This is a genomic window from Synechococcus sp. 65AY6A5 (assembly GCF_002760415.1).
In the GTDB taxonomy this organism is placed as follows: Bacteria; Cyanobacteriota; Cyanobacteriia; order Thermostichales; family Thermostichaceae; genus Thermostichus.
Window position 1 is genome coordinate 219,271 of the sequence record NZ_AXUW01000002.1, and the last position, 26,682, is coordinate 245,952.

Genomic DNA, 26,682 nt, shown 5'->3' on the forward strand with positions numbered 1-26,682 from the left:
TAATGCCGACATAATTGCGCAATACGCTCCTTGAACCGACCTGTTGGAATGAAAACAAAGTTTTGGTTAAAACCGCATTCTTGTTTTTGTTCTTTGTTCCAACCTAAGTAAGCGATAGCGCGAGAGGGAAGTCAACGGTACAATCACTACAACCATGGTGTGGGGCTAGCGGTTGTTTATCTTATTTTTTGGCCAAAGAGAAGGAAAAAGGTGTTGGTAGGAGAAGTCAGGAAGAGGTTGTTTGAGCTATGAAACTATATCAACGACCCCCCATCATGGGTAAGCGACTAAAGTGGCTAGCGCGCTTTTCCGGCGCGCACTCAAGTGCGGGGCTAGCAAGCTATCCTCTTGTGTTTGCCTTTGCCGGTATTTGGGAGCGCTGGCGCAGCCCACAAGGGGTGGAGATAGAAACTTGCGCCATCCTCAACACGCCGGCCATGATGGAGCCTTTCCACGAGCGGATGCCGGCCATTTTGACGGAAAACGACTACGACCTCTGGCTGGATCCACGGGTGCGGGATCCCAAGCTGCTGTTGCCCCTGCTCCGCCCCTACCCGGCAGAGGCCATGGCCGCCTACCCCGTCAGCACCCATGTGAACAACCCGCGCCACGAGGATCCCACGTGTCGTGCTCCCATCGGAGAAGCTGGGCAGGGATCCAACCTCAGCGAGCCCGCTGGTAGCGCATCCCCGGCAGTTGCACCAGCCAGCCTTCCAGTTCCATAAGCAGCAGGGTGCTGGAGAGGGTGGCAATGTCCATCTGGGTGGCCTGGACCAGGGCGTCGAGGCTGAGGATTTCGTTGCCCAGGAGCTGCCAGAGAAGCTGCTGCTGGGGATCGCTGGGGCCGAAGGAGGGGGGCTGTTCTGGGGGAGGGGATCCCTGAACCAAATCCAGCTCTTGGAGCAGCTCCTCAATCCCCAGGATCATGCCGGCGCCGTTGCGGATGAGCTGCAGACAGCCGCGGGCCGCCGCTGTGTCGATATTCCCCGGTAGGGCGTACACTTCCCGACCGTAGTGGTTGGCCAGGTGGGCGGTAATCAGCGCCCCCGAGCGCTCTGGGGCCTCCATCACCAAGGTGGCGCGGCAGAGGCCGGCGATGATGCGGTTGCGCTGGGGAAAGTGCTCCTTGGCCGGCGGCGTGCCGGGAGGATATTCGCTGAGGACGGCTCCTTGCTCCAAGATGCGCCGGTAGAGGGAGCGATGGTGGGCGGGGTAAACCTGATCCACCCCCGTTCCCACCACGGCCACTGTCTTGCCGCCTGCCTCTAGGCAGGCCTGGTGGGCAATGCCGTCGATCCCGGTGGCCAGCCCCGAGACCACCACACAGCCGGCTTCTGCCAGGGCGGCACTAACTTTCTGAGTCCAGAGCCGACCGTAGGAGGTGGGGGCGCGGGTGCCGACAACAGCAATGGCCGGCTGCTGCCAATCGGGGCATTCCCCTAAGACATAGAGAAGGGGCGGCGGATCCGGCAGCTCCCACAGCAGCGGCGGATAGCCGGGATCCGCCGGGGTTAGGAAAGGGATCCCAGGCTTTTGGGTCTGCTCCAGGATCTCCTCAGGATCGAGGCCAGGCCGGGCAGAGACAATTGCCTGGGCCAAGGTAGGGCCGATGCCTTCTACCTGCTGCAGGTCCAGGGCGTCCGCCTGCCAGGCCTGCTTCAGGGATCCAAAAAACTCCGCCAGCCGTTTGAGCCGGTGCGGGCCAATCCCTTTGATGCGGGCCCAAGCTAGCCAGTAGGGCCGCTCCCGTTCTTCATGGCCTGGCCCACGGGAAGGCTCCCTCTTGCCAACAGGATCTGAAGGGGAAAGGGGAAAAGACAATTTAGCTCTGCGCAGTAGTGGCTGTATCTTAAATGATTGGCAAAAGGAACGCTTGGCAAAAAAGCAGGAGATGGGTAGATGTCAGGGTTGGATCCCGCCGGTAACCTTCAAGGATCAAGGCAGCTGCGGTTTGGGCGGATGCGCCAAGCTTGGGTGTGGGGGTTTTATCCCCTGCTGTGGCTGTTGACCTGGGTGGGATCCCGCTCGGCCCAGCCCCAGTTTTTGGGGATCCCGGCCTGGTATTGGCTGGCGGGATTGGCTGTCCTGCTGTTGGTACCTCTTAACTTCTACATTGTGCGCGTTTGCTGGCCTGGAGATGACTGACAGCATTTTAAGTTTGGGTGTGGTGGGGGTGTACTTGCTGCTGCTGGCGGCCATTGGCTTCTGGAGCTATCGCCACAGCGGCCAGGATCCGGTGAGCTATTTTTTGGCAGGGCGGGGGTTGGGATCCCTGGCTCTAACTTTGACGACGCTGGCCACCTTGCTCAGCGCCTTTACCTTCATTGGGGTGCCGGCAGATGCCTATACCCATGGCCTAGGGATCTTCCTGGGGGTGGGGGTGACCACCGCCCTCATTTCGGGGCTGTTTTTGTGGGTGGGCTACCGGGTATGGCTAGCAGCCCAACACTTTGGCTTCATCACCCCTTCCGAGTTTTTCGGCCACCGCTTCAACAGCCCTCTTTTGGCTCTACTCTACTGCCTTAGCGCCCTGACGTTTACCGCCCCCTACATCAGCATCCAGATCATTGGCGGAGCCCGCACCCTGGCGGCGGTGTTGGGGGAGGGGATCCCCTATTGGCCCCTGGCGGTGGTGGTGGCCTTGGTGATCTTGGGCTATGTCCTCTTCGGCGGCTCCCAGGCGGTGGTCTGGACGGACGTGGTGCAGGGGATCATCTTGGTTTTGGGGATGGGGGTGGCTCTTGTGGCAGTGGCTTTGAGGTGGGGCCAGGAGGCTGGCAGCCAGTTGGATCCCTGGCTGAGCTTGCCCGGCCCGCAGGGGCGCTGGAGCTGGCAGACGCTGCTTGGCAACCAGCTGCTGTTTTTCATGGCCACGCCCCTTTTTCCCCAGTTTTTCCAGCGCTTCTACATGGCCAAAAGTGCCCGTCCCTTCCAGACTCTGATGGTGGTCTGGCCGCTGCTCATTCTGCTGGTGTTTTTCCCGGCAGCCCTCATTGGCGTCTGGGGCCGGCTGGCTTTTCCTAACCTGCAGCAGCCGGACCAGATCATGCCGCTGATGTTGCAGAGCTTGCCCAGCGGCGTGGCGGCAGTGGTGATTACAGCCGCGCTGGCGGCTTTGATGTCCACGGCGGACTCGCAACTGCTCACGGCCAGCTCCCTAGTGACGCGGGATCTGGTGGTCACCTTCCTCAAGCGCCCGCTTTCCCCGCACCAGGAGGAGCTGTTGGGCCGCTGGGTGGTGCTGGGGATTGGGCTGGTCTCCTTTGCCATTGCCGTCAGGCCGCCGGGGCTGATTGCCCAGATTGCCACCTGGAGCTTCCAGGGCAACGCCATGCTCTTTCCCGTCTTGATCGCCGGCCTGTACTGGAAGCGGGCGACTCGCGCCGGGGCCGTGGCCGGAGCTTTGGTCTCCAGCGGCCTCACCTTGGGCTGGCTGTCGGGCCTGTTGCCCAAAGGCTGGACGGGCGGCTGGCTGCCGGTCATCCCGGCGGTGGTCGCCGGCACAGCCGTGCTGGTTGTGGTCAGCCTGCTAACCCAGCCCGACCGGGAGAGGGTGGCCGCCTACTATGAGAACGGCCCTTGGGCGGAGGAAGGGATCCCGGAATCTTCAGTTGTCTCGACCTAGATGGCGGCCCTCACCCCCAGCCCCTCTCCCTCAGGGAGAGGGGAGATGCTGCGGCGCTGCTCAGCTTCTGCCGGCAGCCAACCTCTTGAGAACAAGGAAGGTGCCGACTAGGAAGAACAGGCCCATCAAGCCGGCCAGCGGGTTGCCGCCGATGCCGGTGAGCCACTCTGGCGCTTTGCCGGTGTATTCGATCCAAGCCAAGTTGTTGACCCAGGTGATGCCCCACACCCAGCCGGCGTGCAGCCCCAGGCTGAGTCCTAGCTTGTTTTGGTTCCACACCTTGGCCTGGGCCAGCAGCAAGCCCATCAGCCATAGCCCCGGAAACTGGGGCCAGGTGGCGAGAATCTCCGCCAGCGGCTTTAAGAAATGGGCCAAAGCAAAGAGAAGGCTGGATCCCCACAGAGCGCTTGTCCAGCCGTAGTCCAAGGCCATCTCCTGCAGCAGCCAACCGCGGAACAACAGCTCTTCCGCCAGCGCCACCGCCAGGCCCACCCCTAACCCCAGCAAGCCATAGCCGAGCAGGGATCCCCCTGCCACCGGCTGCCAGCTCAGCCAGCCCAGGGCACCCTCTAGGCCAAAGAGCAGAAAAAGCCCCCCGACCCCGATCCCCAGGCCCCACAGGATCCCGCCCCGACAGGCCCAACTGCTATCTAGCCCATAGGCAGCAAATCCAGATCTCCACAGCCCCAGCCAGACCAGCAGCAAGGCATACAGGGGCAGCCACAGGTACTCCCGTCGTTCAGGAAGAAGCCAACTCCCCAGCCCGAGCAACGGCAGCCAGGCCAAGAGCGGGATCCCCAAAAACAGCAACAGCCGCAGCGGCAAGGGCAAAGCCTTGAGTTTTGCAATCAGCAGGCCCACCCCAACCGCTCCTGCTTAGCGTTCCGGCTCAATGGAACTGGTCAGGCCATGTTGCCGCAACTGTTCGCAGTAAAACTCCGCGTGCTCCCGCGGCACCACGATCACCACAGCAACACCGTTGTTGTGGGCCTCTAGCATGATCTCGGTGGCTTGCGGCGGCATCATCGCCGGGATCACCTTCACCAGCACCTGCACCACGTACTCCATGGTGTTGACATCGTCGTTGTGCAGCAACACCCGGTACATGGGCATGTGCTTCGGGGTTACAGAAGGCTTGACCAGGGTCTCTGTAGCCACAACGATCCCTCCTTCGGCAGGGTCAACAAGAAGTCTAAGGAACGCAAAACCGCAAAAATGGGGCAAAAGCAGGAAAAACTGTAATGAAATTTTAGCCTTCTCAGCAAGCTCTGTGAAAAGGCCGTGGGGAACCTGGGCGCAGGGGTCAGAGCCGTTAAACCAACCCTAACCCAGCCTTCACCTGCCCACAACCTCAGCTTGGGGGCAAAGGTGCTTGACTAAAAAGGCGATTGGCCTCTGCTGCGGATCCCTTTACATTTGCCTGCGTCCCTGAGGTGGGCCCTATGAGTTCCCTGCGTTCCCGTCGCTTTTTCCTGCAACTGCTTATGTTTGGAGGTGGGGCAGCCGCCCTGGCTGCCTGTGGGGGCACCTCCAGTTCCTCCATTCCCCCCCTGGGAGTGCCTGGATTTCCCCAAGGGGTATTTGCCGGGGATCCCACCGCAGAAGGGGCGGTGCTTTCCACGCGGGTGATCCCGGCCAGTGCAACAGACACGGTTGCGGTGACGTTGCAGGTGGCTGAGAATTCCGAGTTCAACCCCATTTCGCAACAAGTTTCGCTTACTGCTCGCCGTGTGGCGGGCCGCAACTACCGCACTGAGCCAGGCGACTACATTGCTCGTGCCGTCGTCACCGGCTTGAGGCCAGCGCAGCGCTACTTCTACCGGTTTGTCAGCGAGGGGTTTACCAGTCCCGTGGGACAGTTCCGCACCCTGCCGGCTCCTGGAGATGGACGACCCATTCGCTTCTTACACATCAGTTGTGCCAACGAGCCTCCCTTTCCTAATTGTGAACGGCTTTTTGGCACCGGTGAACCCGACCAATCCGCAAGTGAGCGGGATCCCAGGGGTAACCACAGGCAACCTGCGCTTTTTGGAGCTGGCGGTGCCCAACTACAACGTTATTGAAGTGTCCGGCAGCCGCTGCACCATTCAAATCAAAGGCCCCGCCGGCAATGTCTTGACGGATCCCTTAGGGCGAAGGGGGGAACTGAATTTGCCGCAATGAGAAGTCGGCCAGACCGATGCGGGAGCTTCGCCGGATTTCTGGTCAGAATTGAGGGATCCCTGCTCTACTCGGGATCCCTTTTTTGTATCCCTTTTTCGCGATTTTTAACGTGGGATCCTTAACGTGATCTGGATCATTCGGGAAAGACGGATCCGGGTGCTAGAGTGTGGGCGTTGAGGTGGATCTCTGTAGAAAATCTATTCTTTCTCCGTTTTTCAGTAGGAGGGCAGTCTTATGGCTTCGGTGCGGGGCTGGTTGGTGGCAAGTTTAATAGGAGCGGCCACAGTTATCGGGGGCGCTGCCGCCTGGGCTCAGAGCCGTAGTTTGTGGCTTCTTAATGGACAATCGACCGTAGTTACAGGCTATTTCTACCGAGGTGAAAACATCTGGGCGCAGTGCGACCAGGATTGCTTCGATGTGGATCTGGTGCTTTACGATGCCAGCGGTCAGGTGGTGGCTGCAGACGAACTGTTGGACGATTTCCCCATCGTGCAGGCGCCCTACGAGGGCAACTTTTCTGTCAAGGTGATCATGGCTAGCTGTCTCCACCCCAGTGGTTGTGCTGTGATCGTAGACTCGGACTACAGCTTCTAGAAGGGTGCTGGCTGTCCTCACTTCGCTGCTACTGCTTAGGAACTCAGTCCGTAGCCTAGGCTGCTTTGTGAGCAGCTTCCTGGACTTTGGCGTGGGTAAACTTGCTCAGGCCGTGGATGGTCTTTTCCCAGTAGAAGGGCTTGGTAAAGAGCTGCCACAGGGCCATATAGGCTGCGATGGAGTGGAGCTGCCAGTAGATGGGGTTGAGCAGGGCATAGAAGGCTAGATCGTAGTACCCTCGCCGGAAAACGGCCACCAAGTTGAGGTAAATCCCAATGGCATTGCCCACCAGGAGGTTAAACAAGCCCAGATAAACCAGCCAACTGGGAAATAGGTTTTGCAGCCAATGGGCGCGGGTGAGCAGCCAGTAAATAAACAGCAGCCACATGATGGGGCTGGTGAGAAAGGTAAAGAAGCTGCCCCCGATAAAAAATTGGTAGGCCAGCCAGTTTTTGAGGCCCAGCTTGCGCAAGGAGCGCAGGGGGTTGCGGTTGTGGACCAGCCAAGTTTGCATGTAGCCCTTGATCCAGCGGGAGCGCTGCCGGATCCAGTTTTTGAGGGCACAGTTGGCCTCTTCGTAGGTGGTGGAGTTGATCACCCCTACCGTGTAGCCGTGCTGGCTGGCGCGGATGCCTAGATCGGCGTCTTCGGTAACGTTAAAGGGATCCCACCCCTGCAATTCCCGCAGGCGGTCGGTGCGGAAATGGTTGCTCGTGCCTCCCAGGGGGATGGGCATTTTCAGAGTTTCCAAGCCTGGCAGGAGGTAGTCAAACCAGTAGGAATACTCCAGCGTAAACATGCGGGTGAGGAAGTTCTCGTTGCGGTTGAAGTAATTGAGAGCAGCCTGGACGCAGACCAAGCTGGGATCCCCTTTTTTGAAGGCGATGATCGCTTTTTTGAGTTGGTCGGGGTCGGGGATATCTTCAGCGTCGTAGATGGTGAGATATTCGCCGCGGGCAAAGGCCAGTCCATAGTTACAGGCTTTGGGCTTGGTCTTGGGTTTGCTATCTGGCACGATGAGCAGGCGCACGTAGCGGGGGGGCTTGGCAGCTCGAGCTGCCTCAATGGTGGCGCGGTCGTTTTCTTCTAGCAAGATGAGCACATCCAACCGCTCGTGGGGGTAATCCAGCTTAGAGAGAGACTTGATCAAAATCGGCATTACTTCCGGCTCTTTGTAGACCGGCACCAGGATGGTGTAGATGGGCAAGGTGCGGTCATCGAGGGCGGCCACTTCTTCATCGGTAATCTGGTGGAAGCGATCGGCGGATCCCACTAGGCTGAGCAGCAGTTTGAACAGGATCGAAGCGACGTAAAAAAGATTGATCAGCAGCACCAAAATGGTCAGAGTCGTCCAGGGAGCAGTGGCCAACCCCAATAGAAATAGCAGCAGCAGGCCGTAGCCCACTGCAATCTGAGAAGGAGTAAACACCCGCGAGGCCGATTCCTCCGGCAGGCGGGCCATCAGCTTGTACACCGCCTCTTGGCTGAAGCGGGATCCCTGGTCTTGGCTGAGCAGTTGCGTGATATCCTGCTCGGTGCCCAGCACCTTTTCAATCCGCAAGCCTGGCCGCCAGCTGTAGAGCAGCTCATCCACCACCCCGTCCAGGGGGTCATTGACCATCACTGTAAGGGTGTGCTCATCCGTCCAGCTCAAGGGGTAGAAGAGGTGGCGCATCATCACCTCGGGATCAAACTGCCGGCTCAGGCTCTCGTCGCGGTGGAGCAGCCCTGTCCCCATTAGTTCTGAGACAGCGGGGTAGCCCAGCAAATGGGCTAGGATGCTGAGATACTCGGGGGTGGAGAGGTAGCTCAGCCGGGTCAGCACCTGCCCCAGGCTGGAGCCGGTGCGGCGGCGGATCTCCAAAGCCTGCTGCCACTGCTCTAAGGTAAGACGGCTGCCCAGCAGCTCGGCGGCCAGCTTGCGCTCAAGGATGACCGTCAGGATCTGCTTTTCGGTAGCCGGGATCTCCCAAAGTTTTTCCACTTCCGGGCATAGGGATTTCACGGCCTGCCAAACGCCGGGGTAGCCGGGCTCTTCCGTGGCCACCACCACGGTTTGCGGGTTGAGCCAGCCACAGGGCAAAAAGCGCACCGGTATGAGATCGCCGGGCTCGACTAGCCAAGGCAGCTCCAGATCCAGGGGGTGCTTGAGCAGCCAGTCCCGCAGCTTGGGCCGATCCAAAATCTGGCGACACAGGTCGGCGAACTTGTCGGGGTGCATGACCCGCAGGCTCCAAAGAGCCCTGGGCAAGGAGCAGCCCACCTCTTCCCGGTACTCCTCGGCTGCCGCCAGTTGCTGGCGGGTGAGATAGCCCGTGCGCAAAAGCGAGGATTTGAGAGACTGGAGCATGGCCTAAAACCCTGGGCGCGTCAGCGGGACGGAGTCCTTGCTCGGCTCCAGTCTGGCTCAAGCGCAAGCCCATGCCCAACCCCCCTAGGAAGGAATGGGCGACTCGGGGCGGCGGGCCAAGCGCTGGTAGGTATTCCAGGCTCCCACTGCCAGCAGAATGGCCAGCAGCAGCAGCAGCCAATAGCGGTACTGCCACACCAAAAGCTGCCAACTGAAGCGGCCTGGGTAGCGCACCCGATAGCCTTGGGGTGTGAGATCCCAACTCTGTACCTGGGTGAGCTGGGGGGTGGCAGCGTAGGCAGTGAGCACATTTCCCTGCAGTTGGTTGGCTAGGCGACTGCGCGGATCGGCAAGGCCACGGCTGAGGCGCTCCGCCAAGGCCGGATCAGATCCCCACCAAGACAGCCAGAGGGTAGGCCTGCCCCGAACCAAAAAGTACTGCAGCAGGCCAAGGTTTTCTTGTGGTTGAGCAGCCAGGGCCACCTGCTGGTTTAAGGGATTGAGGATCTCAAACTGGGATCCCAGCCGGATGGGGCTATTCAGCTCCACCTGCTCCGAGGCGGCCACTAGGATCTGCCAGGCAAAATCCCCTGTCTCCAGCTTGGTCTTTTCCTTGGGGAGAAACTGAAGGGTAGGCAGCAGCGGCCGGGCAGATAGCCGGCTCAAGGCCCCGACCAGATAGGCGGCAGCCGGCAACAAGGCGGGATCCCCCAGCCCAACCCGTCCAGATCCCTGCAGCACCGCCGGGATCTCCTGCAGCTCGCCGTTGGGGGCTTGGTAGCCACTCCAGAGGAAGCCGGAGCTATCCGAGCGCACCTGAACCGTCAGCGGCGTCAGGGATCCCTGACAATTGCCGGGGCTGGCCCCGTAGTCGAAGCGCAGCTCCAATTGGTTGAAGCGGCGCAGCAGGCGGGTGGGCAGGGTGACGGTGTCGTTGAGCTGGGTGCGGCCCGTTAGGTTGTAGGTGCGCAGCAGAACGCCATTCAAGAACACGTAGCCCGTCAGGCGATCCCCGGCCCGACCATCCACCGGGTTCATGATCACATCCAGTTGGGCCGCCAGATCCCGCGGGCGCCCCCCCAACTGGGCCAAGTTGAAGTTGAAGACCAAAGACTGGCTGCCAAACCCCCGCAGCAGGGGATCCACAATCCCCAGCTCGCGCAAGCTGAGGCGGTTGGCCCTGAGGGCCCTCTCCCAGTCTGCCACCGCCGCTACCTGGATCCCACGGCTGACCAGCCCGGCCCGCTTCCACTCTTCATAGAGGGCAAGAATGGCCTCGCGGCGGGCGGCCACCCGCAGCCGGGATCCCTCTGGGGTAATCTGATGCTGCAGGTGGGGGGTAAAGTTGGCCGGTTCCAGAATCACCTGAGGTCCTTTGGCTGGACGGCTGCTCCAGAGGATGGGCATTTGGGGAAAAAGGTGGGCCAGCAAGCTGTACAGGCCCAGAGCTGCTTCCGCCACCTCAGGAGAGGGGTTGGCGGGCACCACCAGGGTGAGCTGGGGGTACATCAGGCGCAGAAAGCCGGCCACAGTAGCATCGGGCACGCGGGGCACCAGCTCAAAGAAGCTATCGCGCCCCACCCTCAGCAGCAGGTTGCCGGTGTTGAGGTCGGCGCAGATGTCGTCGGTGATGCTCAAAAACGGCTGCACCGACACCGTGATGAAGCGCTCCCCTGGGGGCAGGGCCGGGATCGGCACCCGCACCACCGGCTCCTGCCGCAGATCCCGCACCAGAAAGATCCCCGCCAGCTCGTCGTTGATCAGCACCCGCACGGTAGAGGTGGGCTTGAGCACCGGCGAGGGATCCAGGCGCAACTGGACAAAGCTGGCTTCCGGGTCGATGCCGTTGATGGGCGCAGGGACGGTGACATCCAGGCGCGGGTTGGATCCCTGCAGCAGCACCGAACGCTCGTAGCCCAGCCTCTGGAAAGAAAGAGGCTCCGCCCCCACTGCCTGGGTCGGCACGCAGCAGAGCAAGCCGGCCACCAGCCATCCCCACCGCCTTCTTGCCTGCCTCACCTCAGCCATTTGCTGGATCCCCAGAACCTGCCCCGACGACAAAAAAAGCCTAGACCCAAAGCAGGGGCAACTGCCAAGCTTTTAGAAGTATATGGCGCAATAGTTATCAATTGGCCACAGGAGAGCCCTCTCGCTCAGGAACTGGCCTAGGCGCGGGCGTAGTCGTCCTCGAAGCGCACGATGTCGTCCTCGCCCAGGTATTCTCCGTTCTGCACCTCGATGATCACCAGGGGAATGGTGCCGGGGTTTTCCAGGCGGTGCTTGGTGCAGGGGGGAATGTAGGTGGATTCGTTGGAGTTGAGCAGCATTACCTCCTCGCCCCGGGTGACGCGCGCCGTACCCCGAACCACGATCCAGTGCTCGCTGCGGTGGTAGTGCATCTGCAGGCTGAGGCGATGGCCGGGCTTGACCTCGATGCGCTTGATCTTATACATCGGGCCTTCATCCAAGACGCAGAAGGAGCCCCAGGGGCGGGTCTCAGCCTGGGAGGGCAAAAGCTCCAGCGCCGGAATTGCCGCGTCGTTCATGTCCCGCACAGACTGTAGCATTGAGGTCACACCTTGTTCCAGTTCAAAGACTTCCCTATCTTCACCTGCAGCCCGGCCACTGTTCATCGACCATCTTGCTGAACCCAATACGCCAAAATGCGTAGAAAAAACGCCTCAAAAAAGGGAAAACTAGTCTAGCTTTGTAGGGATCCCAAAACACGTCCATCGATCCCAAATAGTTTTTCTGAAACTTGTTGGCATTAAGTCACTCCTTGGGATTCGATGAGGTGTTCAAGTCTCCTAGAACTAATTGTGAAGTTTAGCTAAGTTTGTTCGTGAAGCATCTATGTTTGCAACTCAGCTTAAAGCCTTCTGGAGGCTCGTTGCGCCGGTAGGGATCCCCTTGCTGCTCCTGGCTGGTCTCTTGTGGGGGCTGAAGGAAGGCTGGGGCTGGGTGAGCCTGGAGATGCAGTTTCTTGGCTACAAGGGATCCGTAGCCGCCCTGGGGCCGGATCCGCGCCTGCCCATTGTGGGCACCACTTTTCCCCCTTCCCTGGTGCTGGCCACGGCCATTTTGGGGCGCTCGCCGCTGTTGTTGCAGGCCATTTTGGGATCCCTGCTGGTGGGCTGGGTGGGGCAGCAGTTGCGCCGTCTGCCCGCCGGCCTGGGATGGCGCTGGCTGTGGGGCTTGTTGCTGCTGCTGCAGCCAGCTTTGATCCTGATGCTGCTGCGCAGCCCGGTTTGGACGGCCACCTCGCTGCTGCTGGGGGTGAACATGGCCTTGTTGTTCCCTCTGGCCGACGAGAAACAAGCAGCGGAGAAGGAGGAGCTGCCGATTACCCTGCGGCTGCTGCTGCTGGGCCTGGCCTTGGGGCCGCTGATGGTGTTGCGCTGGGAAAATGTCTGGCTGCTGCCCTGGCTGGCAGGAGTGCTGCTGGTGGCTTTTCGCCAACAGTCCTGGGGATTTCGCTGGACCTCGCTGCTGGTGGCCGGGTTTATCAGCCTGGCCTTGATCCTGAGCTGGCTGTATGTCAACTGGCTGGCAGTAGGGGATCCCTGGGCTTTTACCTACCAGGTGGGCAGCGGCCTGCGCCTGCCGCAGTTGCGAGAAGACCTGCAGCAGGCCGGCGGCTGGCGGGGGCTGGTGGAGCTGGGGAAGTGGCTGGCGGTGCTGGCCCCTGCCTATCTCCTGTTGGGGATGGGATCCCTGCTGGGCCGCCGGGTGTGGGCTTTGATCTGGGGGATGCCGCTGGTGGTCCTCTTGGCTTCGCTGGGGCAGGGGCTGTTTCTGCCGGAGCTGAGCCGCTTTGGCCTTTTGTGGGTGCCGCTGCCGTTGCTGATGAGGGCCTATCTCTGCCGCGGAGCCGGCCCCGGCTGGGCCAAGCGTCTGCTGATCACGGCCCTCTTGGGGCTGAACTGCTTGACCGGTGGCTATGGGGTAAGCCAAGAGCCGGGGTTTTTGGCCCCGCTGGTGGCAGAAGAGCGGGATCTCTGGGAGCGGCTGGTGGCAGGGGTGGCGCCCCTCAGCCGCGAGTTGGAAGCTGCCCAGGAGCTGTATGAAGTCACCTCTAGCGGGCAAGCTCTAGAAGCCTGGCGCCGGCAGCGGCAGGAGAAGCGTCGGGTGGGTCAATACCTTCGCCGCCACCTCTTGCCCGGCGAGAAGGTGCTGGTGGACGACGACATCCACTTTGAGGCTATCTTTTGGGCGGGGGATCCCCGCTCTTTCCTTACTCCTCACCAGTACGAGTTTGCCCTGGCCCTTCAGCATCCCCAGGAAAGGGTGGACTACCTCTTGGTAGCGGGGCTGGCGGATCCCTTGCGGAGCGCTGACCGCATCCTGCAATTTTGGCCTGAGCTCGCCTTTGAAGGGCTGCCGGGCTTTAGGGAGGTTTATAGCTCCCCGCAGGTGCGGCTGTGGGCCCGCCAGGCAGAGCCTCGGGAGGAAACGGGATGATCTGGAGACGGCAATGGCGGCGACGACAGGTGCTGCAGATGGGCGGAGCGCTGCTGGCCGGCTATGGGATGGGCGGCTGCGGTCAAGCACTTTTGGGGCCGCAAGGGAACCGCAGCTCGGAAAATAGCGAGCCTGGAAGCCTGAGCTTGGCCGAGCTGCTGGCCCGCTGGGAGGTGGGCATTGGCGAGGATCCGGGGCGCTTTCTCTGGGAGATCGAGTCGGATCCGCAGGTGGCGGCAGTAGCGCGGGGCTGGGATCCCCATTTTTTGAGCGGCTGGCTCAACAGCTTTGACCACCGCCAGGGGGATCTCTCCTTTTGGCGCAACTGGCACCAGGCGGGGCTTTTGCGGCAGTGGTTTGAGCGGGGCTACAGCCTGCACATCATCACCTGGGAAGACGACACCCACCGCCCCTGCGGCGACTACCACATCTCGCCGCAGTTTGTCCAGGACGTGGCCGAGCTGGCCGGGTATGTTGCTCAAGCCAATCCCCAAGGCCGCCCCACCTACTGGAGCCTGGCCACCGAGTTTTCCTACTGGCGCATCCCCGCCGATGCCTACAATGCCGACACCGCCCCCTACTACCGCGCCCTCATGGACAACGTCTTGCGGGCTCGCCAGGCCATCAAGGAGCGTCTGCCAGAGGCCGAGGTGGCCCTCTGCTGGGGCGGCTGGATTGCCACCTTCGACGACCCACGCCGCGGGGCAGGCCGCAGCATGGTGGCGCCTTTTGCCGAGACGATGAGCCAGATGGACGGGATCGCCTTCCAGTCGATGCGCCAGCGGCGGCCGGGGGAGTTTAACCCGGAGCTGAACGGCCCGGATCCGGGCAACCCGGAGCAGATCCGTCTCTGCTGCCGCCTCTTTGCCCCCATCCACCGCAACTTGATGCTGGCCCACTACGAGCCCTCGATTAAGGACAAACATCCCAACGGCGGCCGGGCCGACACCGTCCAGGTGGATTTTGAGATCATGAGCCGGCCCGACTGGCTGCAGGAGGTGTCGCAACTGGGGCTGCGGCGCCTGTCCCTGATGCACTACGGCCTCTACAAAGGGGATCCCTATGGAGCGCTGACGGCAGCGCGGCAATTTCGGGCCCGCGTGGGTTTGCCGGCTGTGGCCCAGGGGGTGTAGGGAAAGCCCTGTGGGCGACGGCCCAAAGCGGCCTTCTGCCGATACAATCCCCCTCGGCGGCGCTGCTGTTGCCGGGAAAAGAAGAGAGGGATCCCCAGATGAAGCCTTTTGCCATAGCAAGAAGCTGGCTGCTGGGCCTAAGCCTTGTCTTGGGTCTGGAGCTGCCAGCCTGGGCAGGCTGTGGCTTTCCTCGCGGAGAAGGGAAGACGTTTTTCTCGCTGCAGCCCGAGGTCTACCAACCCCGCACCCGCTTTGACCAGAAGGGACGCCTGCAGCAGGCCCTTTCCGAGTACGGCGAGACCCGCCTTAACCTGTTTACTGAAACTGGCCTTAGCGATCAGCTCACTCTCAACCTCAACACCAGCTACGTTTTCATCGAAAATCGCTTTGCCAGCGGGGCTGACACCGTTACCCAGCGCAACCAGGGCCTGCGGGATCTGGAACTGGGCCTGCGCCATACTTGGGGAGAGGGGGATCCCTTTTTCTCAGCTCAGTTGACGGCCCTCATCCCGCCTGGATACGCCACCGAAAATACCCCCCTGCCCTTGGGGTACGGAGTCTTTGGCTACGACTTCAGCTTAGGAGCGGCAGCCAATGTCGAGCTGGGATCCCTGCCTGCCTTTTTCGACTCCTGCCTCACGTTCCGGGACTACCTGGGCTATCCCGGCGATCGCCTCAAGGCCAACTTAACCCTTGGGGCTGATTTGACTCCTGAGCTACAGGCCATCCTGGCTTTGGATGGAGATTTCACCCTGGGCAACGGTGCGCCTTTGTTGTTCGGGGATTTGGCCGTTCAGGATCCCAACTACGACAGCCTCAAGCTCTCCGGCCAGCTCAACTGGCGACTAGAGGGAGGGTTAACGCTGGGCCTAGGAGGGTTTCAATTCTTGACTGGTCGCAACACCAATGCCGGCGGCGGCTTCACCGGCTATGTGTGGCTGAGTTACTAAAACCCAACAAAATGTTGCGGGATATCCGCCTCGGTAACAGGGATCCGCAGCGCCAGATCTAGGATGAGTCTTGGCAGCTGTTGGCCAGGAGAACGGATCCCATGCCTCGCTTTGAAAACATCATTGCCGCCATCGACGGCAGCGGCCCCACCGAGCAGATGGTGCATACTCTCCTGTCCTTGCCGGCCTTTGCCCAGTGCCACGTGACGCTGCTGCATGCGGTGCCTTCCCAGACTTCTGCCGAGGAGATGCGAGCGGCCTGGCAAAGGGGGCAGGAGCTATTGGCCCAGACGCTGCAGACCTTTCCCCCGCGACCTGGGCTGAAGATCAGCACCCAACTGGTGGAAGGGGATCCCAAGGTGGTGGTGCTGCAGGTGGCTGAATCTCTACCCAATCCCCTGATTGTCATGGGATCGCGGGGGCGCAACCGCATCATGGCCATTTTGCAGAACTCGGTGAGCCAATACGTGTTCCAGCTTGCCTCCTGCCCCATGCTGCTGGTCAAAGACGACGCCTACGTCAAATACCCCAGCCACGTCATGGTGGCCCTCAACAACTCCCCCGCCGCCCAAGCCGCCTTTGCCACGGCCCTGGATCTAGTGGCCGGCATCCCGGGAGCCCAGATTTTCCTAGCCTCTGTGCAACTGGATGCCGATGCCCAAGCTCGGGACGAAACCCTAGACCGGGCAATCGCTACCCTCAAAAGTCGCCAAATTGGCCACCGAGTGTTAACTGCCGTCGGGGATCCCGGCACTGAGATTGTCCGGCTGGCAGAAGAAAGCAAGGCCGACCTGCTGGTGATGGGATCCCCAGATCGCCGGCCCAGCATTGCCCGCAGCATCCCCGATTTGGATCGCCTGCTGGGGCGCTCCATCTCCGACTATGTGCGGGTGCACATCGGCTGCCCCGTGCTGATGGTGCGCTCTGCTCAAGACTAGAGACTGGTCACTCCCTAAGGCAGGATAGAACGGCGCTCCGTCACGCGGTCGCTTTGCTGCTGGCGATCCGGGCTGACGGCCCAAGCCTCGAAGATGAGCTCAGGGACGCCAGGGGGGATGGTCATGCGGGTGAGGGCTTGCCACCGCCCCTGCTCGTCGCGGGAGAAGTCCAACAACCACCGGGGGCCATCCACCAAAGAGCGGGTGTGACCGTGCTTGACCCAAAACTTAATCCACAAAGGAGGCTGAGCGGTGGAGCTACTGGCAGAATTGACGGAAGCCGGCAAACGCAGCACTACATCGAAGTTGTCACCTGCCCGCAGTTGCTCAGGCACCACCAGTTGCGGCGCCGGGCAAGCTCCCGGCACCTGCGGGGAAAGAGGCGAGGTTCCCGGACTGGCGGCGGCGAGCGGTGGCGGCGGAACCGCCTCCTCGCGAGGTGGCTCAGGTTGGGGTGGTGGAGAAGAGGATGAGATGGGCACTGGCCCAACCTCAGGTTGGGCGGCAGGTTCGGGCGCGGTGTCTGCTAGGGAGGCTGGGAGCTCTTCTGGCTGAAGCGGGCCCAAAACTTCTCCAGCCTCCTCTTTTTCCGCAGGGGCGCTGCGCTGCGAGATGCGCAACAACTTCTGCAGGGTGCGTTCGGGGGACAGCAAGGGTGAGGGCGGGGAAGAACTGCCGGCTGCGGCTGGCGTTTCTTCTTGCCGCTGCTGACCGGCAGGGATCCCTGGGGAGGGTGGGAGGACTTCCCCCTGGCCGCGACAGCGAACGGAAAAGGAGATCCGCAGCGGCTCTGGATCCGACCAGGAAGAGGGAGTGAGGCGCAGTTCCCCCCGCAGCGGACGGCTCCAGGTATGGCTCGGCAGGGTGATGGGAATGCTGAACACTGCCGTCCGGGCTTCAGTCGGAAATTGAATCAGCCGTTGCCCCTCGAAAACCGGGCTCTGCTCCCCTTCATCTTCTTGCCAAACTCGTACCCGCAGCTCGCCACTACAGCCAATCCGCCCCGTCACCACCAGCACTTCCCCCGGAGATCCCTCCAATTCGCTGTGCATCAGGGAAAACAGCTCTGGCGGGATGGCAACCTCTTTTTTCTGAGCCAGCTCAGGAGGTTCAGACGCGACTTCTTGGGCCGCCGGGGATAGTGCCTGTTTCCGCTGCACCGGGGCGGGCACAACCTGGAAGCGCAGGCAATTGTTCAGCTCCGCCTCGCCAAATAACTCGGCGATCAAATCGGCATCTCGGCAGTGCAACTCCCAAAAACCAGGGGCGAGGTGGGTGGCCGGCAGGATGACGCCGATCCCCTCCTCGTTGGTGCGAACAGAACGGGTTTGCATGAGCGAGGCGGCTGTCTTGGGGTTGGCTACCGCTGGGGATCCGCTATTTTCGGTCGGCAGAGGGCGCTGGCGGACTTCCACTGTGATGGTGAAGTGGGGCTGGGGAGAACGGGCAACGATGGTGTAGGTGTCCTCTTCCAGAATGGCTCCCTCGGCTGGTACCGGCTGCCAGTCTTCTCGGCCGTTGCGCCGCACCCAAAAACTCAACATCGCTCCCTCACCTCTGGGACACCAAATACTTCACCAGGTCAGCTTGCAAGAGGGTTTGCTGCTGCCCCGTGGGCAAGTGCTTGAGCTGCACCTCCCCGGCCGCAGCTTCCGCATCCCCCAGCGCGACAGCCCAGGTCGCACCGCTGCGGCTGGCCCGCTTGAACTGCTTGCTGAAAGCGCTGCCGCTCAGATCCAGCTCGGTGCAGAAGCCGGCTTGGCGCAGAGCTTGGGCAATCTGAAGGGATTGGGCCTCCGCTTTGGCGCCGCGGGAGATCACGTAAACCTCGACCGATGTTGGCGGAATCTCCTGTTGTTTCTTCTGCAGCAGCAAAACCAGCCGCTCCAGGCCGATGGCCCAGCCCACCGCCGGGGTGGGAGGCCCGCCCAGCTCCTCCACCAGACCGTCGTAGCGGCCACCCCCACAGACGGTGCTCTGGGATCCCAGCTCCGGCGAGACGATCTCAAAGGCGGTGTGAGTGTAGTAGTCCAGGCCGCGCACCAGGTAGGGATCCAGCTCATAGGGAATGTCTAGGGCTTGGAGATGGGCCTGCACTTGCTCGAAGAAGGCCCGCGAGTCAGCACTGAGGTAATCGGGCAGCTTGGGCCCTTGTTCAGCAATGGTGCGGGTATGGGGATCCTTGCTGTCGAGGATGCGCAACGGGTTGCGGACAAGGCGCTCCTGGGAGTCCAGATCCAGCTCTTCCTTCAAAGGGGTAAGGTAGTCCACCAGGGCTTGGCGATAGGCCCGCCGATCCTGCGGATCCCCGAGGGAGTTGAGCCGCAAGGTGAGGTTTTCCGCCCCCACTGCCCGCAGCAGATCCCAGGCCAAGGCGATGACCTCGGCATCGGCGCGGGGATCGCGGCTGCCCAGCAGCTCCACCCCCAACTGGTGGAATTGGCGCTGCCGCCCCGCCTGGGGACGCTCATAGCGAAACATCGGCCCACAGTACCAGAGGCGCTGCACATCGCCGGCCACCTGCAACCCATGCTGGATGTAGGCCCGCACCACGCCGGCGGTGTTCTCGGGGCGCAGGCTCACCTCCTGCTCGCCGCGGGTGCTAAAGGAGTACATCTCCTTGCCCACCACGTCGGTGGCGCTGCCAATGCTGCGGGCAAAGAGTTCTGTCAGCTCCAGAATCGGGGTGCGGATCTCCTGGTAGTTGGCTCGCCCCAAGATCTCGCGGGCGCTGGCCTCCACCTGCTGCCAAAGCCGTACCTCCTGCGGCAGGATATCTCGGGTGCCGCGCACCGCCTGGATCATCTCCATGCCTGTTCTCCCCCGCCCAGAACCACGGCTTGCTGCGCCAATGGTCGGCGTCAGTTTTTTCCTATCAACTCAATTATCGATTATCGGCTATCGGCAGCCGCGTTCCCCATTGCCGACGGGGCAAGCTGAGCCTGAGCTAAACCCCAACAGGAGTAGGTGGCGGCCACTTGGCTGCTGGCAGCCACAGCGGCGGTGGTGGAGCGCAAAATGGTGGTGCCCAGGGAAACCGGCACTCCGCCATGGGCTTCCGCCTGACGGCGCTCGGCCTCCGTCCAGCCGCCTTCTGGGCCGATGGCCACCGCCAAGACGGGATCCCTCTCCGAGAGCCTCAGCTTCGGCAGGGCTTGCAGCAGGAGGGGAGCGTTCTCCCGCGCCACAGCAATGCCCCACCAATCGGCTTTGAGCTCGGCCAGCCAACTTGTCCAAGGGGTAGGGGGATCAACCTGGGGCCAGCGCAGCCGCTCACATTGTTCGGCGGCCTCCTGCACAATTTTCTGCCAGCGTTCCCGCCGGCCCCATCCCGGCTCCACCACGGTGCGCTCCGTCAGCAGAGGGGTAATGCGCGCCGCTCCCAGCTCGGTGACCTGGCGAAACACCTCGTCAAACCCCGGCCCCTTGACCACTGCCAAGCCCAGATGCAAATAAACGGGCAGCTCCCGCGGCAGCGCCTCCACCTCGCCCATAACCTGGGATCCCTGCGGCTGCCAATGGGCCAGCCACAGCTTGCCGGAGCCATCCAAAACCAAGAACGGATCCCCCGGCTTGAGGCGGCGCACCCGCTGCAAGTAGTGCTCTTGCGGGCCGGTTAAACGGAGAACACCGCCGGCATCCCGTTGAGCCGGGTCGATGGCCAGGCGGGGCAGAGAACTCAGGTCATGCGTGCGTTCAGACAGCACCATTCTCCCCGTCGCCAGAGGGCTGCCACCGCCCATTCGTTGGCCTCCAACATCTCCGCCACCAACTTGGCCTGCTCGAGGAGGATACCGCTGAGGATCAGCCACCCCCCCTTTTTCACCACCAGGCCAAACTCTGGGATCATATCCAGGATCACGTCCGTCAGAATGTTGCACACCAGCCCGTCCACCATCTCGGGAATGTGCTCCAGGCTCCCCTGGGCCACCACAATGCGATCGGTGAGGCCGTTGAGGTCGCGGTTGTGGAGCGTGGCCTGCACCGCCAGCGGGTCGATGTCCACCGCAAACACCCGCTTTGCCCCCAAAAGAGCCGCCGCCACCGACAAAATGCCCGATCCACAGCCCACATCGGCCACTGTTACCCCCTCTGTGCCCGCCCCCAGGCGCATCTCCAAAGCCTCCAGGCAGAGCTGGGTGGTGGGGTGCGTGCCCGTGCCAAAGGCCATGCCCGGATCCAGCCGCAACAGGAGACGACCGGGATGGGGGGGGGGATCCAGCCAGGCCGGACAGATGAGCAGCTTGTCCCCAACTGGCTCGGGCTGCCAGTGCTGCTTCCAACTGTTGCTCCAATCCTCCGCTTCTATGCGTTCCCAGCGCAGTTTGGGGATGGGCTGGCCAGCCACAAGGGCGTCTTGCCGCAGGCGCAGCGCCAGAGCGGCCAAATCCAAAAGGGTGGCGCGGAACCAGGGCAAATAGGCGTGAATGCTGATTCGATCTTCCCCATAAGCCTGGCTGGCCATGCCCTGACAGCCAAAGCTCTCCAGCCGCCAAAAGATCTGATCCTCCTGGGCAGGGGAAGCGATGATGTTGAGAGCCCACCAGGCCCCACCGGGATCCGGCGCTTGGGCAGGCGAGAGCAGGCTGGGGTCGGCAACGGTTGTGCTCACGGGGATCCCTTCAACAAACCTAAGGAAAACCGAAGTTTTGGCTAACAGAATAGCGCTCCAAGTTGCCAGCAGGCTAGCACTTAATCCAGCACTCTATATCAAAAATTGCAGTTCTCCCCTCAATTCATAGTTTAGGCTTTAAGAGCCTGCCCCACTGTTCCTGGTTGGTCTGGGATTTGAAGGCGCACACCCGTCGGCTTGGCAGCGACGCAGGGATGGACTTCCCCCCAATTGGGGGATGGCCCTCAGCGGTTCCTTGGATGCCCAGCTCGGCCTTGTGAGATAGATTAAATCCAAAAGCATTGAACAAGAATTGGGTACAGCGTTGACGTGCTTTCCAGCCTCAGTGATTTTACTGATAGATGAGGTTTGGCCGGGGCATGCTGAGTAACGATGGAGAGGAAGCAATGCAGGCGGCAAAGTCGATGTCAACCGAGCAGTCAGCGCAGCAGCCGAAGGTGGCTCCTCTTGCCAGAGGGGAAAGGGCTGGCCACGAGGATCCCCAGCCGCTCGCAGTCAGCACTCGCAAGCACTCCGTCCCGCTGGCGCGAACGGCTCTCATGCAGCGCTTTAACCGCAGCTTTCCGCCTTTTTATAGCCAGTTCGTCAGCAGCGAGGTGCAGGCTCAAAATCTGCGCTTGGCCTATGCCCTCTACCAAACCCGCAAGGCCGTGGTACAGATGCGGGACGAGCGCAGCAAGACGGTGGTTTGTCTGGCCTATCGCAACCGCCCTTCTCTGCTCAGCGACCTGTTTGGGGTGCTCACCGCTTTCAATCTCTCGGTGCACGGCATCCACCTTTACGGGCAGATCTACTCACCGCACTTGGTGTTTATCCGCGTCACCGTCTCGCGCGATGGCCACAGCCTTTCTGCCCAGACCAAGCTCAACCTAGAACGGGCTATTCACGAGTGCTTGGCGGGGGTGTTTCCCGTTCACGAAACCTTGGCGCTGGAGTTTGATCTCAAGGCCGGCTTGAAAGACACCCAGGTTTCTTTTTATTTTGACCCGGTGTTTCATCTGCCCACGCTGTTGGTGGATGTGGACAACCAGCCGGGCGTGTTTTACCGGGTGATGACCGCTCTGGCGCAGGAGGAGTTGACCGTTGTTCACCTCAATCTGATGCTCCGCCGCAAGCAGACGCGCTTCATTTTCTACTTGCTGGGGCCGGATGCAACTCCAACCCTGCCGGAGTTCCTAGGGCAAAAATTGGCGTTGAGCATCCAGCAGCGGCTGCAAGGGGATCCCGTCTAATCGGCACTAGATCTGCATAGGACTGGGGGGCAAATCGAAAAGGACGGTGCTCAGGTAGCGCTCGGCCCAGGCGGGGCCAAAAGCTTTTTCCAAAACGCGGCGGGTGCGGTCGTTTTGCTGTTGTTGGCTGCAGTAGCGCTGCTGCCCTTGGTAGTGGGCCAGGATCTGGACAGGATCTGTCTGCGGGGGGATCTGTTGCGCCAGCCGGCAGTGGATTTCCAGGTAACGGCAGGCAAAATACAAAAAGCGGTCGGCTTCCGCCTCATCGCCGGGCCGGATGAACAGGCAGTAGGGAGAAAAAATCGTCCCCCACGGCGGCAACTGGCGCCGGTTTTGGAAAGGGGCGAGATGAGCTCCCAAGGCTTCCAGCTCTTGAATGTAGGGATCCGGCAAAGTGGGGGTGACCGGCGAGAGATCGACGATGGCGGCGCTCACCTGGCCGCGGCCGGCCACAATGTCACAGCCAAACAGCGGCAGCGGGTACTGCGGCTGCGGAAACATGACGCAGTGGAGGATATCCAGGCTTTGCCCGGCCTGGGCCAGCTCCAGGTGCAGCTTGCGAAAGGGATCCCCTTGGTAGCAGCGGTTTTCGATCTGCAGTTTCTCGCCTTCCAGGCGGCCCTCCACATAGCCCAGCTCCGCCGGCAGGGCATAGGGAGCCAGGCTGAGGTGGGATCCCCAAATGCTCAGAATCGCCTCCGAAAGGCGCTGGATGAGGGGATGCAGTTGCGCTTGCAGAGCAGGGGCGGTGAACATGGGAGCCAAGAAGACCGGTTAAGCGACAAGTCCTCGAAAGCCCTGCCGGGCCAATCCGCAAAGGTGCCCTCCTGAGATCCAGGTTTCAGGAAGCTGAGGTGGGACTTAATAAAGCGAGGGATCCCAGCCAGTCCAGGGCTGCCGGGGGCTTTGGCGGAGGTGGAGAGGGCCGGATGCTGACCCTAGCGGGCGTTGGCAGCGTTGAGCGCCATTGGATTGATCGAGGACGGAAGGGGTGGGATTCGAACCCACGGTGACCTTGCGGCCACAACGCTTTTCGAGAGCGTCACAATCAACCACTCTGTCACCCTTCCAGTCTGCATAGGGCTTTACCATCTTAGCGGCAAACGGGCTATCCTGCCCGGATCCCCTCTCGTGGAATGGGGCAGATGCAAGCTGGCCAAGCACCCCAGGGCCAAAGCCCTTGGGGGGTACGGCCCGGCCAGCCGGAAATGGCGGGGCAAATGAGATCATAGAGGTATGGCTGCCCTTTCCATTCACCACTTTCGCCAGGCCAAACAGGCGGGTCAACCGTTGGTGGCCCTCACGGCTGCTGACTACGCCACAGCGCAGATCTTGGATCGGGCCGGGATCGACTTGATCTTAGTAGGCGACAGCCTGGCCATGACCAGCTTGGGGCACAGCAGCACCTTGCCCCTGACTCTGGAACAGATGATCCACCACGCCCAGGCAGTGCGCCGCGGCGTAGAACGAGCCTTTTTGGTGGCCGACTTGCCTTTCTTGAGCTACCAAGTCTGCAAAGAGCAGGCCCTCCTCTCGGCAGGACGTCTGATGAAGGAGGCAGGGGTGAATGGGGTGAAGCTGGAGGGGGGCTACCCAGACATGGTGGAAACAGTGGCCTTTCTGGTCCAGCGAGGGATCCCGGTCTTGGGCCACATCGGCCTCACCCCACAGGCCAAACATCAACTGGGGGGGTATCGCCAGCAGGGGAAAACCCCCTCGGAGGCGGAGCGGCTGCGCCAGGAAGCCCTGAGCCTAGAGCGAGCAGGAGCCTTTGCCCTGGTTTTGGAACACATGCCGGCGGAATTGGCTGCCCAGATCACCCAGCAAGTCGGGATCCCGACTCTGGGGATTGGGGCTGGCCCGGCCTGCGACGGCCAAATTCTCGTCACCCACGACCTGCTCGGCCTCAGCGAGCGGATCCCGCCCTTCGCCAAAGCCTACGCCAACCTGCGAGAGGTGATCCGAGAAGCGGTGGAAGCCTTTGTCGGCGATGTTCATCAGAGACTGTTTCCCCCCACTTAGGGGATCCCCTGGGAAACTCGCAAGTATCACCTTCTGGCAGCTCAGTTGTTGGTTACTGCGCTCCCCTGGCGAGGATCTCCAGAAATTGGAAGCCAGTCGGGGCAGCCGATTGCCGCCTCTGTCAGAGCTTGCTGAGGATGGACAGCGCACTTGAGGTGGGGATCGCCGCTGTAAAACCTGCACTTGTGGCAGGGGATGCGGTGCATCTGTTGAGCTTGATGCAAGAAGTCCGCGACTGCTCTGGCCACCGTCCACAACGGCAAGAGTAGCAATAGCCACGCGATGGCCCCGCTCAGAGGAGGCGGAAGAGAGCTCATACAGGACACCAGCAATACAGAAGGATAGCTTGCTAGCCCCGTACTTTAGTGCGGAGCGGAAAAGCCCGTAAGCAGCTTTAGTTGCTTGCCAATAGTGTAGACGAGGCGTACCGTTCCCAGGCGAGCCTCTAATCACGGTGAAAAACCCGACCGGTGGCAAGCGTCTGCAAGATGCCAACCTCTCGGCCAACCTGCAAGGACTCCGTCCCGCTGACGCGATCAGACAAGTAAGCAGAACCTTGGGGCTTTGACTGAAAGAACTGTCTAGAGGCGGTTTGGCAATGCCTTTACAAGTTCGTTTTTGAACTGCGTAAGAATCCCCCCCCTTAGTCGGGGAAGTGTCAAGACGGGGTCAGGCTCGGCTGTATAACGTCCCCCAGAGAGGGAAAAGTTGGCAGTGAGAGATCCCACGCTGAAACTCCAATCTAATGGATTTTGGAAGGGGAGCGCAGGGTGTGCCAGGGTGGAGATACAGGCGATAATAGCTTCAGCAACGTGCCCTAGTGGGATCCTCTGCGATGGAAGCCTTCTTCGAGTTCCTTTGGTCTGCCTCGGCCGTTTTGCTGGTGATACTGGTGTTGTTGCATAGCCCCAAAGGGGATGGGCTGGCGGGCATTGGCGGCCAGGCCCAATTGTTCTCCAGCTCCAAAAGTGCCGAGCAGAACCTCAACCGCATCACCTGGACGGTGGCCACCCTCTTCCTCTCCATCAGCGTGGTGTTGGGGGCAGGCTGGCTCTCGGCAGCCACAGGCCCCTAGGGATCCCTGTCATCGTGGCGGTCATCTACTTGCACGGATTCGGCTCTGGGCCTCAATCGGCTAAGGCTACTTTCTTCCGGCAGCGGCTGCAGCAGCTTGGGATCCCTCTGCAGGTGCCCGATCTCAACCAGGGCAACTTTGCCCAGCTTACCTTGACCCGCCAGATCCGGCAGGTTTCTGAGCAGTTGGCGCAAATGGGCCATCCTCCCGTTACCCTTATTGGTTCGAGCTTGGGGGGACTGGTGGCCGCCTGGGTGGCCGAGCAGCAACCCTGCGTGCAGCGTCTGGTGCTCTTGGCACCGGCCTTTGGCTTTCTGGGCCATTGGCTGCCGCGGCTGGGGGCAGAGGCGGTGGAGACTTGGCAGCGAACCGGACAACTCATGGTGTTTCACTACGGAGAAGGCCGCCCTCTCCCTTTGGAGTACGGCTTTGTTGCCGATGCCCAACGCTACCCGGATGGGGCGTTGCGACGGCCTGTGCCCACCCTAATTGTGCATGGGATCCAAGACGACACCATCCCCATTCAAGCCAGCCGAGACTATGTGGCCCGTCGCCCCTGGGCCCAACTGGTGGCGGTGGAGAGTGACCACGCCCTGACGGATGTGTTGGATCCCATCTGGCAGATCACCAGCCGCTTCTGCGGGTGGGGGATGGAGACGGGGCAGTATGGTTGTTAAGAGGATCCCTGTCCCGTGCTTGCCCATTCGCGAAAGCGTCGCGTAGCGATAATGTCTATGCAATCCAAAGTGCTGTGCCTACAACAGGGGAAGGCTGACGTGACTGCCGGCTTGCTCTTCGATATGGACGGGGTGATTGTGGATTCGGAACCAATCCATGCCCGCGCCGGAGCCATTGCCCTGCAACGCTGCCACCTATCCCTGGATTTGGCCCCCATCTCCCTGCAGTTCAAAGGGCGCACCGACCGCGATATGTTCGAGTACCTCGTCCAACACCAGACAGACACCCCGCCTGCGGAACAGCCCCTGCTGGTGCAGCGCTTGATCGAGGAAAAGGCCAAGGCTTTTGGCGAGCTGCTGGCAGAGGTACCCCTGGTGCCGGGGGTGCTGGAGTTTTTGGCGGCCAGCCGCCAGCGCTTTTCTGCCCTGGCCGTCACCACTTCGGCCATCCGCCGGGATCAAGCGCAGATTTTCCAGCGCTTCGACCTGCACCGCTGGTTTGACGCGGTGATTACCGCCGAAGACATTCAGCGGGCCAAGCCCGACCCAGAGCCTTACCTGAAAACGGCTGCCGCTGTGGGGTTGGATCCGGCGTTGTGTTGGGTGATTGAAGATTCTACCCATGGGATCCGCGCCGCTAAGGGGGCTGGCTGTTTTGCGGTGGGCCTCACCACGGCTTTCACCGCCGAGGAACTGCGCCACGCCGGGGCAGATGTGGTGGTGGACAGCTTTGCGGAGTTGGCCGCACTCCTGTTCGCGAGAGCGTCGCGTAGCGATAACCTGCCTGTGTAGGGAGCCCAGCCCATTCGCGAGAGCGTCGCGTAGCGAT

The 26,682-nt window shown here is 61.4% G+C and carries 27 protein-coding genes, 1 tRNA gene and 1 pseudogene; 17 read left to right on the plus strand and 12 right to left on the minus strand.

Features of this window, described 5'->3' with window-relative positions:
* Positions 1-114: 114 nt before the first annotated feature.
* Positions 115-249: pseudogene (locus SYN65AY6A5_RS12740) on the plus strand (IS200/IS605 family transposase); the annotation flags it as partial.
* 101 nt (positions 250-350) lie between these two features.
* The gene (locus SYN65AY6A5_RS12745; protein ID WP_240531061.1) at positions 351-725 is read left to right on the plus strand and encodes an SOS response-associated peptidase family protein; all 375 of its coding nucleotides are present in this window, start codon (positions 351-353) and stop codon (positions 723-725) included.
* Here SYN65AY6A5_RS12745 and dprA read toward each other — a convergent pair.
* The gene (gene dprA / locus SYN65AY6A5_RS12750; protein ID WP_099834769.1) at positions 664-1,821 is read right to left on the minus strand and encodes a DNA-processing protein DprA; all 1,158 of its coding nucleotides are present in this window, start codon (positions 1,819-1,821) and stop codon (positions 664-666) included. The genes SYN65AY6A5_RS12745 and dprA overlap by 62 nt on opposite strands.
* A 138-nt stretch (positions 1,822-1,959) precedes the next feature.
* Between dprA and SYN65AY6A5_RS12755 the strand changes: the two genes are divergently transcribed.
* Positions 1,960-2,145 carry a hypothetical protein gene (locus SYN65AY6A5_RS12755; protein WP_240527811.1) on the plus strand — a complete coding sequence of 62 codons (186 nt, stop codon included), beginning with the start codon at positions 1,960-1,962 and terminating at the stop codon, positions 2,143-2,145.
* Positions 2,138-3,625, plus strand: a complete 1,488-nt coding sequence (locus SYN65AY6A5_RS12760) for a sodium:solute symporter family protein (RefSeq protein WP_099812806.1) — start codon at positions 2,138-2,140, stop codon at positions 3,623-3,625. Before SYN65AY6A5_RS12755 ends, SYN65AY6A5_RS12760 begins: the two co-directional genes overlap by 8 nt.
* 60 nt (positions 3,626-3,685) lie before the next feature.
* On the opposite strand, the gene SYN65AY6A5_RS12765 is transcribed toward SYN65AY6A5_RS12760, so the two are convergent.
* On the minus strand, positions 3,686-4,486 hold the full coding sequence (locus SYN65AY6A5_RS12765; protein ID WP_099835760.1) for a CPBP family intramembrane glutamic endopeptidase: 801 nt from the start codon (positions 4,484-4,486) through the stop codon (positions 3,686-3,688).
* A gap of 15 nt (positions 4,487-4,501) precedes the next feature.
* Positions 4,502-4,783 (minus strand): ATP-dependent Clp protease adapter ClpS, encoded by a 282-nt coding sequence (clpS, locus tag SYN65AY6A5_RS12770; protein WP_099812808.1) that lies wholly within the window; start codon positions 4,781-4,783, stop codon positions 4,502-4,504.
* A 284-nt stretch (positions 4,784-5,067) separates the two neighbouring features.
* Between clpS and SYN65AY6A5_RS12775 the strand changes: the two genes are divergently transcribed.
* The 3 genes from SYN65AY6A5_RS12775 to SYN65AY6A5_RS12780 all read left to right on the plus strand — a co-directional run bounded on the left by SYN65AY6A5_RS12775 (position 5,068) and on the right by SYN65AY6A5_RS12780 (position 6,382).
* Positions 5,068-5,688: a PhoD-like phosphatase N-terminal domain-containing protein gene (locus tag SYN65AY6A5_RS12775; protein ID WP_240527812.1), complete on the plus strand. Its 621-nt coding sequence runs from the start codon at positions 5,068-5,070 to the stop codon at positions 5,686-5,688.
* Positions 5,666-5,788: a hypothetical protein gene (locus tag SYN65AY6A5_RS14730; protein WP_276307366.1), complete on the plus strand. Its 123-nt coding sequence runs from the start codon at positions 5,666-5,668 to the stop codon at positions 5,786-5,788. Before SYN65AY6A5_RS12775 ends, SYN65AY6A5_RS14730 begins: the two co-directional genes overlap by 23 nt.
* A gap of 234 nt (positions 5,789-6,022) precedes the next feature.
* Positions 6,023-6,382 carry a hypothetical protein gene (locus tag SYN65AY6A5_RS12780; RefSeq protein ID WP_099812809.1) on the plus strand — a complete coding sequence of 120 codons (360 nt, stop codon included), beginning with the start codon at positions 6,023-6,025 and terminating at the stop codon, positions 6,380-6,382.
* 55 nt (positions 6,383-6,437) lie between these two features.
* Here the strand turns inward: SYN65AY6A5_RS12780 and SYN65AY6A5_RS12785 are convergent, their stop codons facing one another.
* The 3 genes from SYN65AY6A5_RS12785 to SYN65AY6A5_RS12795 all read right to left on the minus strand — a co-directional run bounded on the left by SYN65AY6A5_RS12785 (position 6,438) and on the right by SYN65AY6A5_RS12795 (position 11,278).
* Positions 6,438-8,732, minus strand: coding sequence for a glycosyltransferase family 2 protein (locus SYN65AY6A5_RS12785; RefSeq protein ID WP_099884701.1), 2,295 nt, complete (start codon positions 8,730-8,732; stop codon positions 6,438-6,440).
* An 84-nt stretch (positions 8,733-8,816) separates the two neighbouring features.
* On the minus strand, positions 8,817-10,760 hold the full coding sequence (locus SYN65AY6A5_RS12790) for a cellulose biosynthesis cyclic di-GMP-binding regulatory protein BcsB (protein ID WP_240531062.1): 1,944 nt from the start codon (positions 10,758-10,760) through the stop codon (positions 8,817-8,819).
* A 137-nt stretch (positions 10,761-10,897) separates the two neighbouring features.
* The gene (locus tag SYN65AY6A5_RS12795) at positions 10,898-11,278 is read right to left on the minus strand and encodes a cupin domain-containing protein (protein WP_346426066.1); all 381 of its coding nucleotides are present in this window, start codon (positions 11,276-11,278) and stop codon (positions 10,898-10,900) included.
* A gap of 307 nt (positions 11,279-11,585) precedes the next feature.
* Here SYN65AY6A5_RS12795 and SYN65AY6A5_RS12800 point away from each other — a divergent pair, with 307 nt between their 5' ends.
* The 4 genes from SYN65AY6A5_RS12800 (at position 11,586) to SYN65AY6A5_RS12815 (ending at position 16,214) form a co-directional block, all read left to right on the plus strand.
* Positions 11,586-13,193: a hypothetical protein gene (locus tag SYN65AY6A5_RS12800; protein WP_240527939.1), complete on the plus strand. Its 1,608-nt coding sequence runs from the start codon at positions 11,586-11,588 to the stop codon at positions 13,191-13,193.
* The gene (locus SYN65AY6A5_RS12805) at positions 13,190-14,326 is read left to right on the plus strand and encodes a hypothetical protein (protein WP_099884703.1); all 1,137 of its coding nucleotides are present in this window, start codon (positions 13,190-13,192) and stop codon (positions 14,324-14,326) included. The genes SYN65AY6A5_RS12800 and SYN65AY6A5_RS12805 overlap by 4 nt, the downstream gene beginning before the upstream one ends.
* A 98-nt stretch (positions 14,327-14,424) precedes the next feature.
* Positions 14,425-15,276, plus strand: coding sequence for a hypothetical protein (locus tag SYN65AY6A5_RS12810; protein ID WP_206336971.1), 852 nt, complete (start codon positions 14,425-14,427; stop codon positions 15,274-15,276).
* Positions 15,277-15,377: 101 nt separating this feature from the next.
* Positions 15,378-16,214, plus strand: coding sequence for a universal stress protein (locus tag SYN65AY6A5_RS12815; protein WP_099812813.1), 837 nt, complete (start codon positions 15,378-15,380; stop codon positions 16,212-16,214).
* 14 nt (positions 16,215-16,228) lie between these two features.
* Here the strand turns inward: SYN65AY6A5_RS12815 and SYN65AY6A5_RS12820 are convergent, their stop codons facing one another.
* The 4 genes from SYN65AY6A5_RS12820 to prmA form a co-directional block, all read right to left on the minus strand.
* Positions 16,229-17,758 carry a hypothetical protein gene (locus SYN65AY6A5_RS12820; RefSeq protein WP_011431289.1) on the minus strand — a complete coding sequence of 510 codons (1,530 nt, stop codon included), beginning with the start codon at positions 17,756-17,758 and terminating at the stop codon, positions 16,229-16,231.
* Between the two features lie 7 nt (positions 17,759-17,765).
* Positions 17,766-19,025: a histidine--tRNA ligase gene (hisS, locus tag SYN65AY6A5_RS12825; protein ID WP_011431288.1), complete on the minus strand. Its 1,260-nt coding sequence runs from the start codon at positions 19,023-19,025 to the stop codon at positions 17,766-17,768.
* A gap of 80 nt (positions 19,026-19,105) precedes the next feature.
* Positions 19,106-19,924 carry a 16S rRNA (uracil(1498)-N(3))-methyltransferase gene (locus SYN65AY6A5_RS12830; protein WP_011431287.1) on the minus strand — a complete coding sequence of 273 codons (819 nt, stop codon included), beginning with the start codon at positions 19,922-19,924 and terminating at the stop codon, positions 19,106-19,108.
* Positions 19,894-20,799 (minus strand): 50S ribosomal protein L11 methyltransferase, encoded by a 906-nt coding sequence (gene prmA, locus SYN65AY6A5_RS12835; RefSeq protein ID WP_099884756.1) that lies wholly within the window; start codon positions 20,797-20,799, stop codon positions 19,894-19,896. Before prmA ends, SYN65AY6A5_RS12830 begins: the two co-directional genes overlap by 31 nt.
* Before the next feature lie 452 nt (positions 20,800-21,251).
* On the opposite strand from prmA, the gene SYN65AY6A5_RS12840 reads away from it, so the two are divergent.
* Positions 21,252-22,079, plus strand: a complete 828-nt coding sequence (locus SYN65AY6A5_RS12840; RefSeq protein ID WP_206336831.1) for a hypothetical protein — start codon at positions 21,252-21,254, stop codon at positions 22,077-22,079.
* 6 nt (positions 22,080-22,085) lie between these two features.
* Here the strand turns inward: SYN65AY6A5_RS12840 and SYN65AY6A5_RS12845 are convergent, their stop codons facing one another.
* Both SYN65AY6A5_RS12845 and SYN65AY6A5_RS14090 read right to left on the minus strand, forming a co-directional pair.
* Complete coding sequence (locus SYN65AY6A5_RS12845; protein WP_099812816.1) at positions 22,086-22,835, minus strand: phycocyanobilin:ferredoxin oxidoreductase; 750 nt, start codon at positions 22,833-22,835, stop codon at positions 22,086-22,088.
* 227 nt (positions 22,836-23,062) lie between these two features.
* Positions 23,063-23,149 (minus strand) — tRNA-Ser (locus tag SYN65AY6A5_RS14090).
* A 166-nt stretch (positions 23,150-23,315) separates the two neighbouring features.
* Here SYN65AY6A5_RS14090 and panB point away from each other — a divergent pair.
* The 5 genes from panB to SYN65AY6A5_RS12875 all read left to right on the plus strand — a co-directional run bounded on the left by panB (position 23,316) and on the right by SYN65AY6A5_RS12875 (position 26,645).
* Entirely contained in the window at positions 23,316-24,101 is a 786-nt protein-coding gene (gene panB / locus SYN65AY6A5_RS12855) for a 3-methyl-2-oxobutanoate hydroxymethyltransferase (RefSeq protein ID WP_011431283.1), read from the plus strand.
* 137 nt (positions 24,102-24,238) lie between these two features.
* Positions 24,239-24,370 carry a hypothetical protein gene (locus SYN65AY6A5_RS14735; protein ID WP_255322492.1) on the plus strand — a complete coding sequence of 44 codons (132 nt, stop codon included), beginning with the start codon at positions 24,239-24,241 and terminating at the stop codon, positions 24,368-24,370.
* A 566-nt stretch (positions 24,371-24,936) separates the two neighbouring features.
* Positions 24,937-25,176: a preprotein translocase subunit SecG gene (gene secG, locus SYN65AY6A5_RS12865; RefSeq protein WP_011431281.1), complete on the plus strand. Its 240-nt coding sequence runs from the start codon at positions 24,937-24,939 to the stop codon at positions 25,174-25,176.
* Positions 25,177-25,190: 14 nt separating this feature from the next.
* Positions 25,191-25,853 carry a YqiA/YcfP family alpha/beta fold hydrolase gene (locus tag SYN65AY6A5_RS12870; RefSeq protein ID WP_011431280.1) on the plus strand — a complete coding sequence of 221 codons (663 nt, stop codon included), beginning with the start codon at positions 25,191-25,193 and terminating at the stop codon, positions 25,851-25,853.
* Between the two features lie 57 nt (positions 25,854-25,910).
* Positions 25,911-26,645 (plus strand): HAD family phosphatase, encoded by a 735-nt coding sequence (locus SYN65AY6A5_RS12875; protein ID WP_168173333.1) that lies wholly within the window; start codon positions 25,911-25,913, stop codon positions 26,643-26,645.
* Positions 26,646-26,682 lie beyond the last annotated feature (37 nt).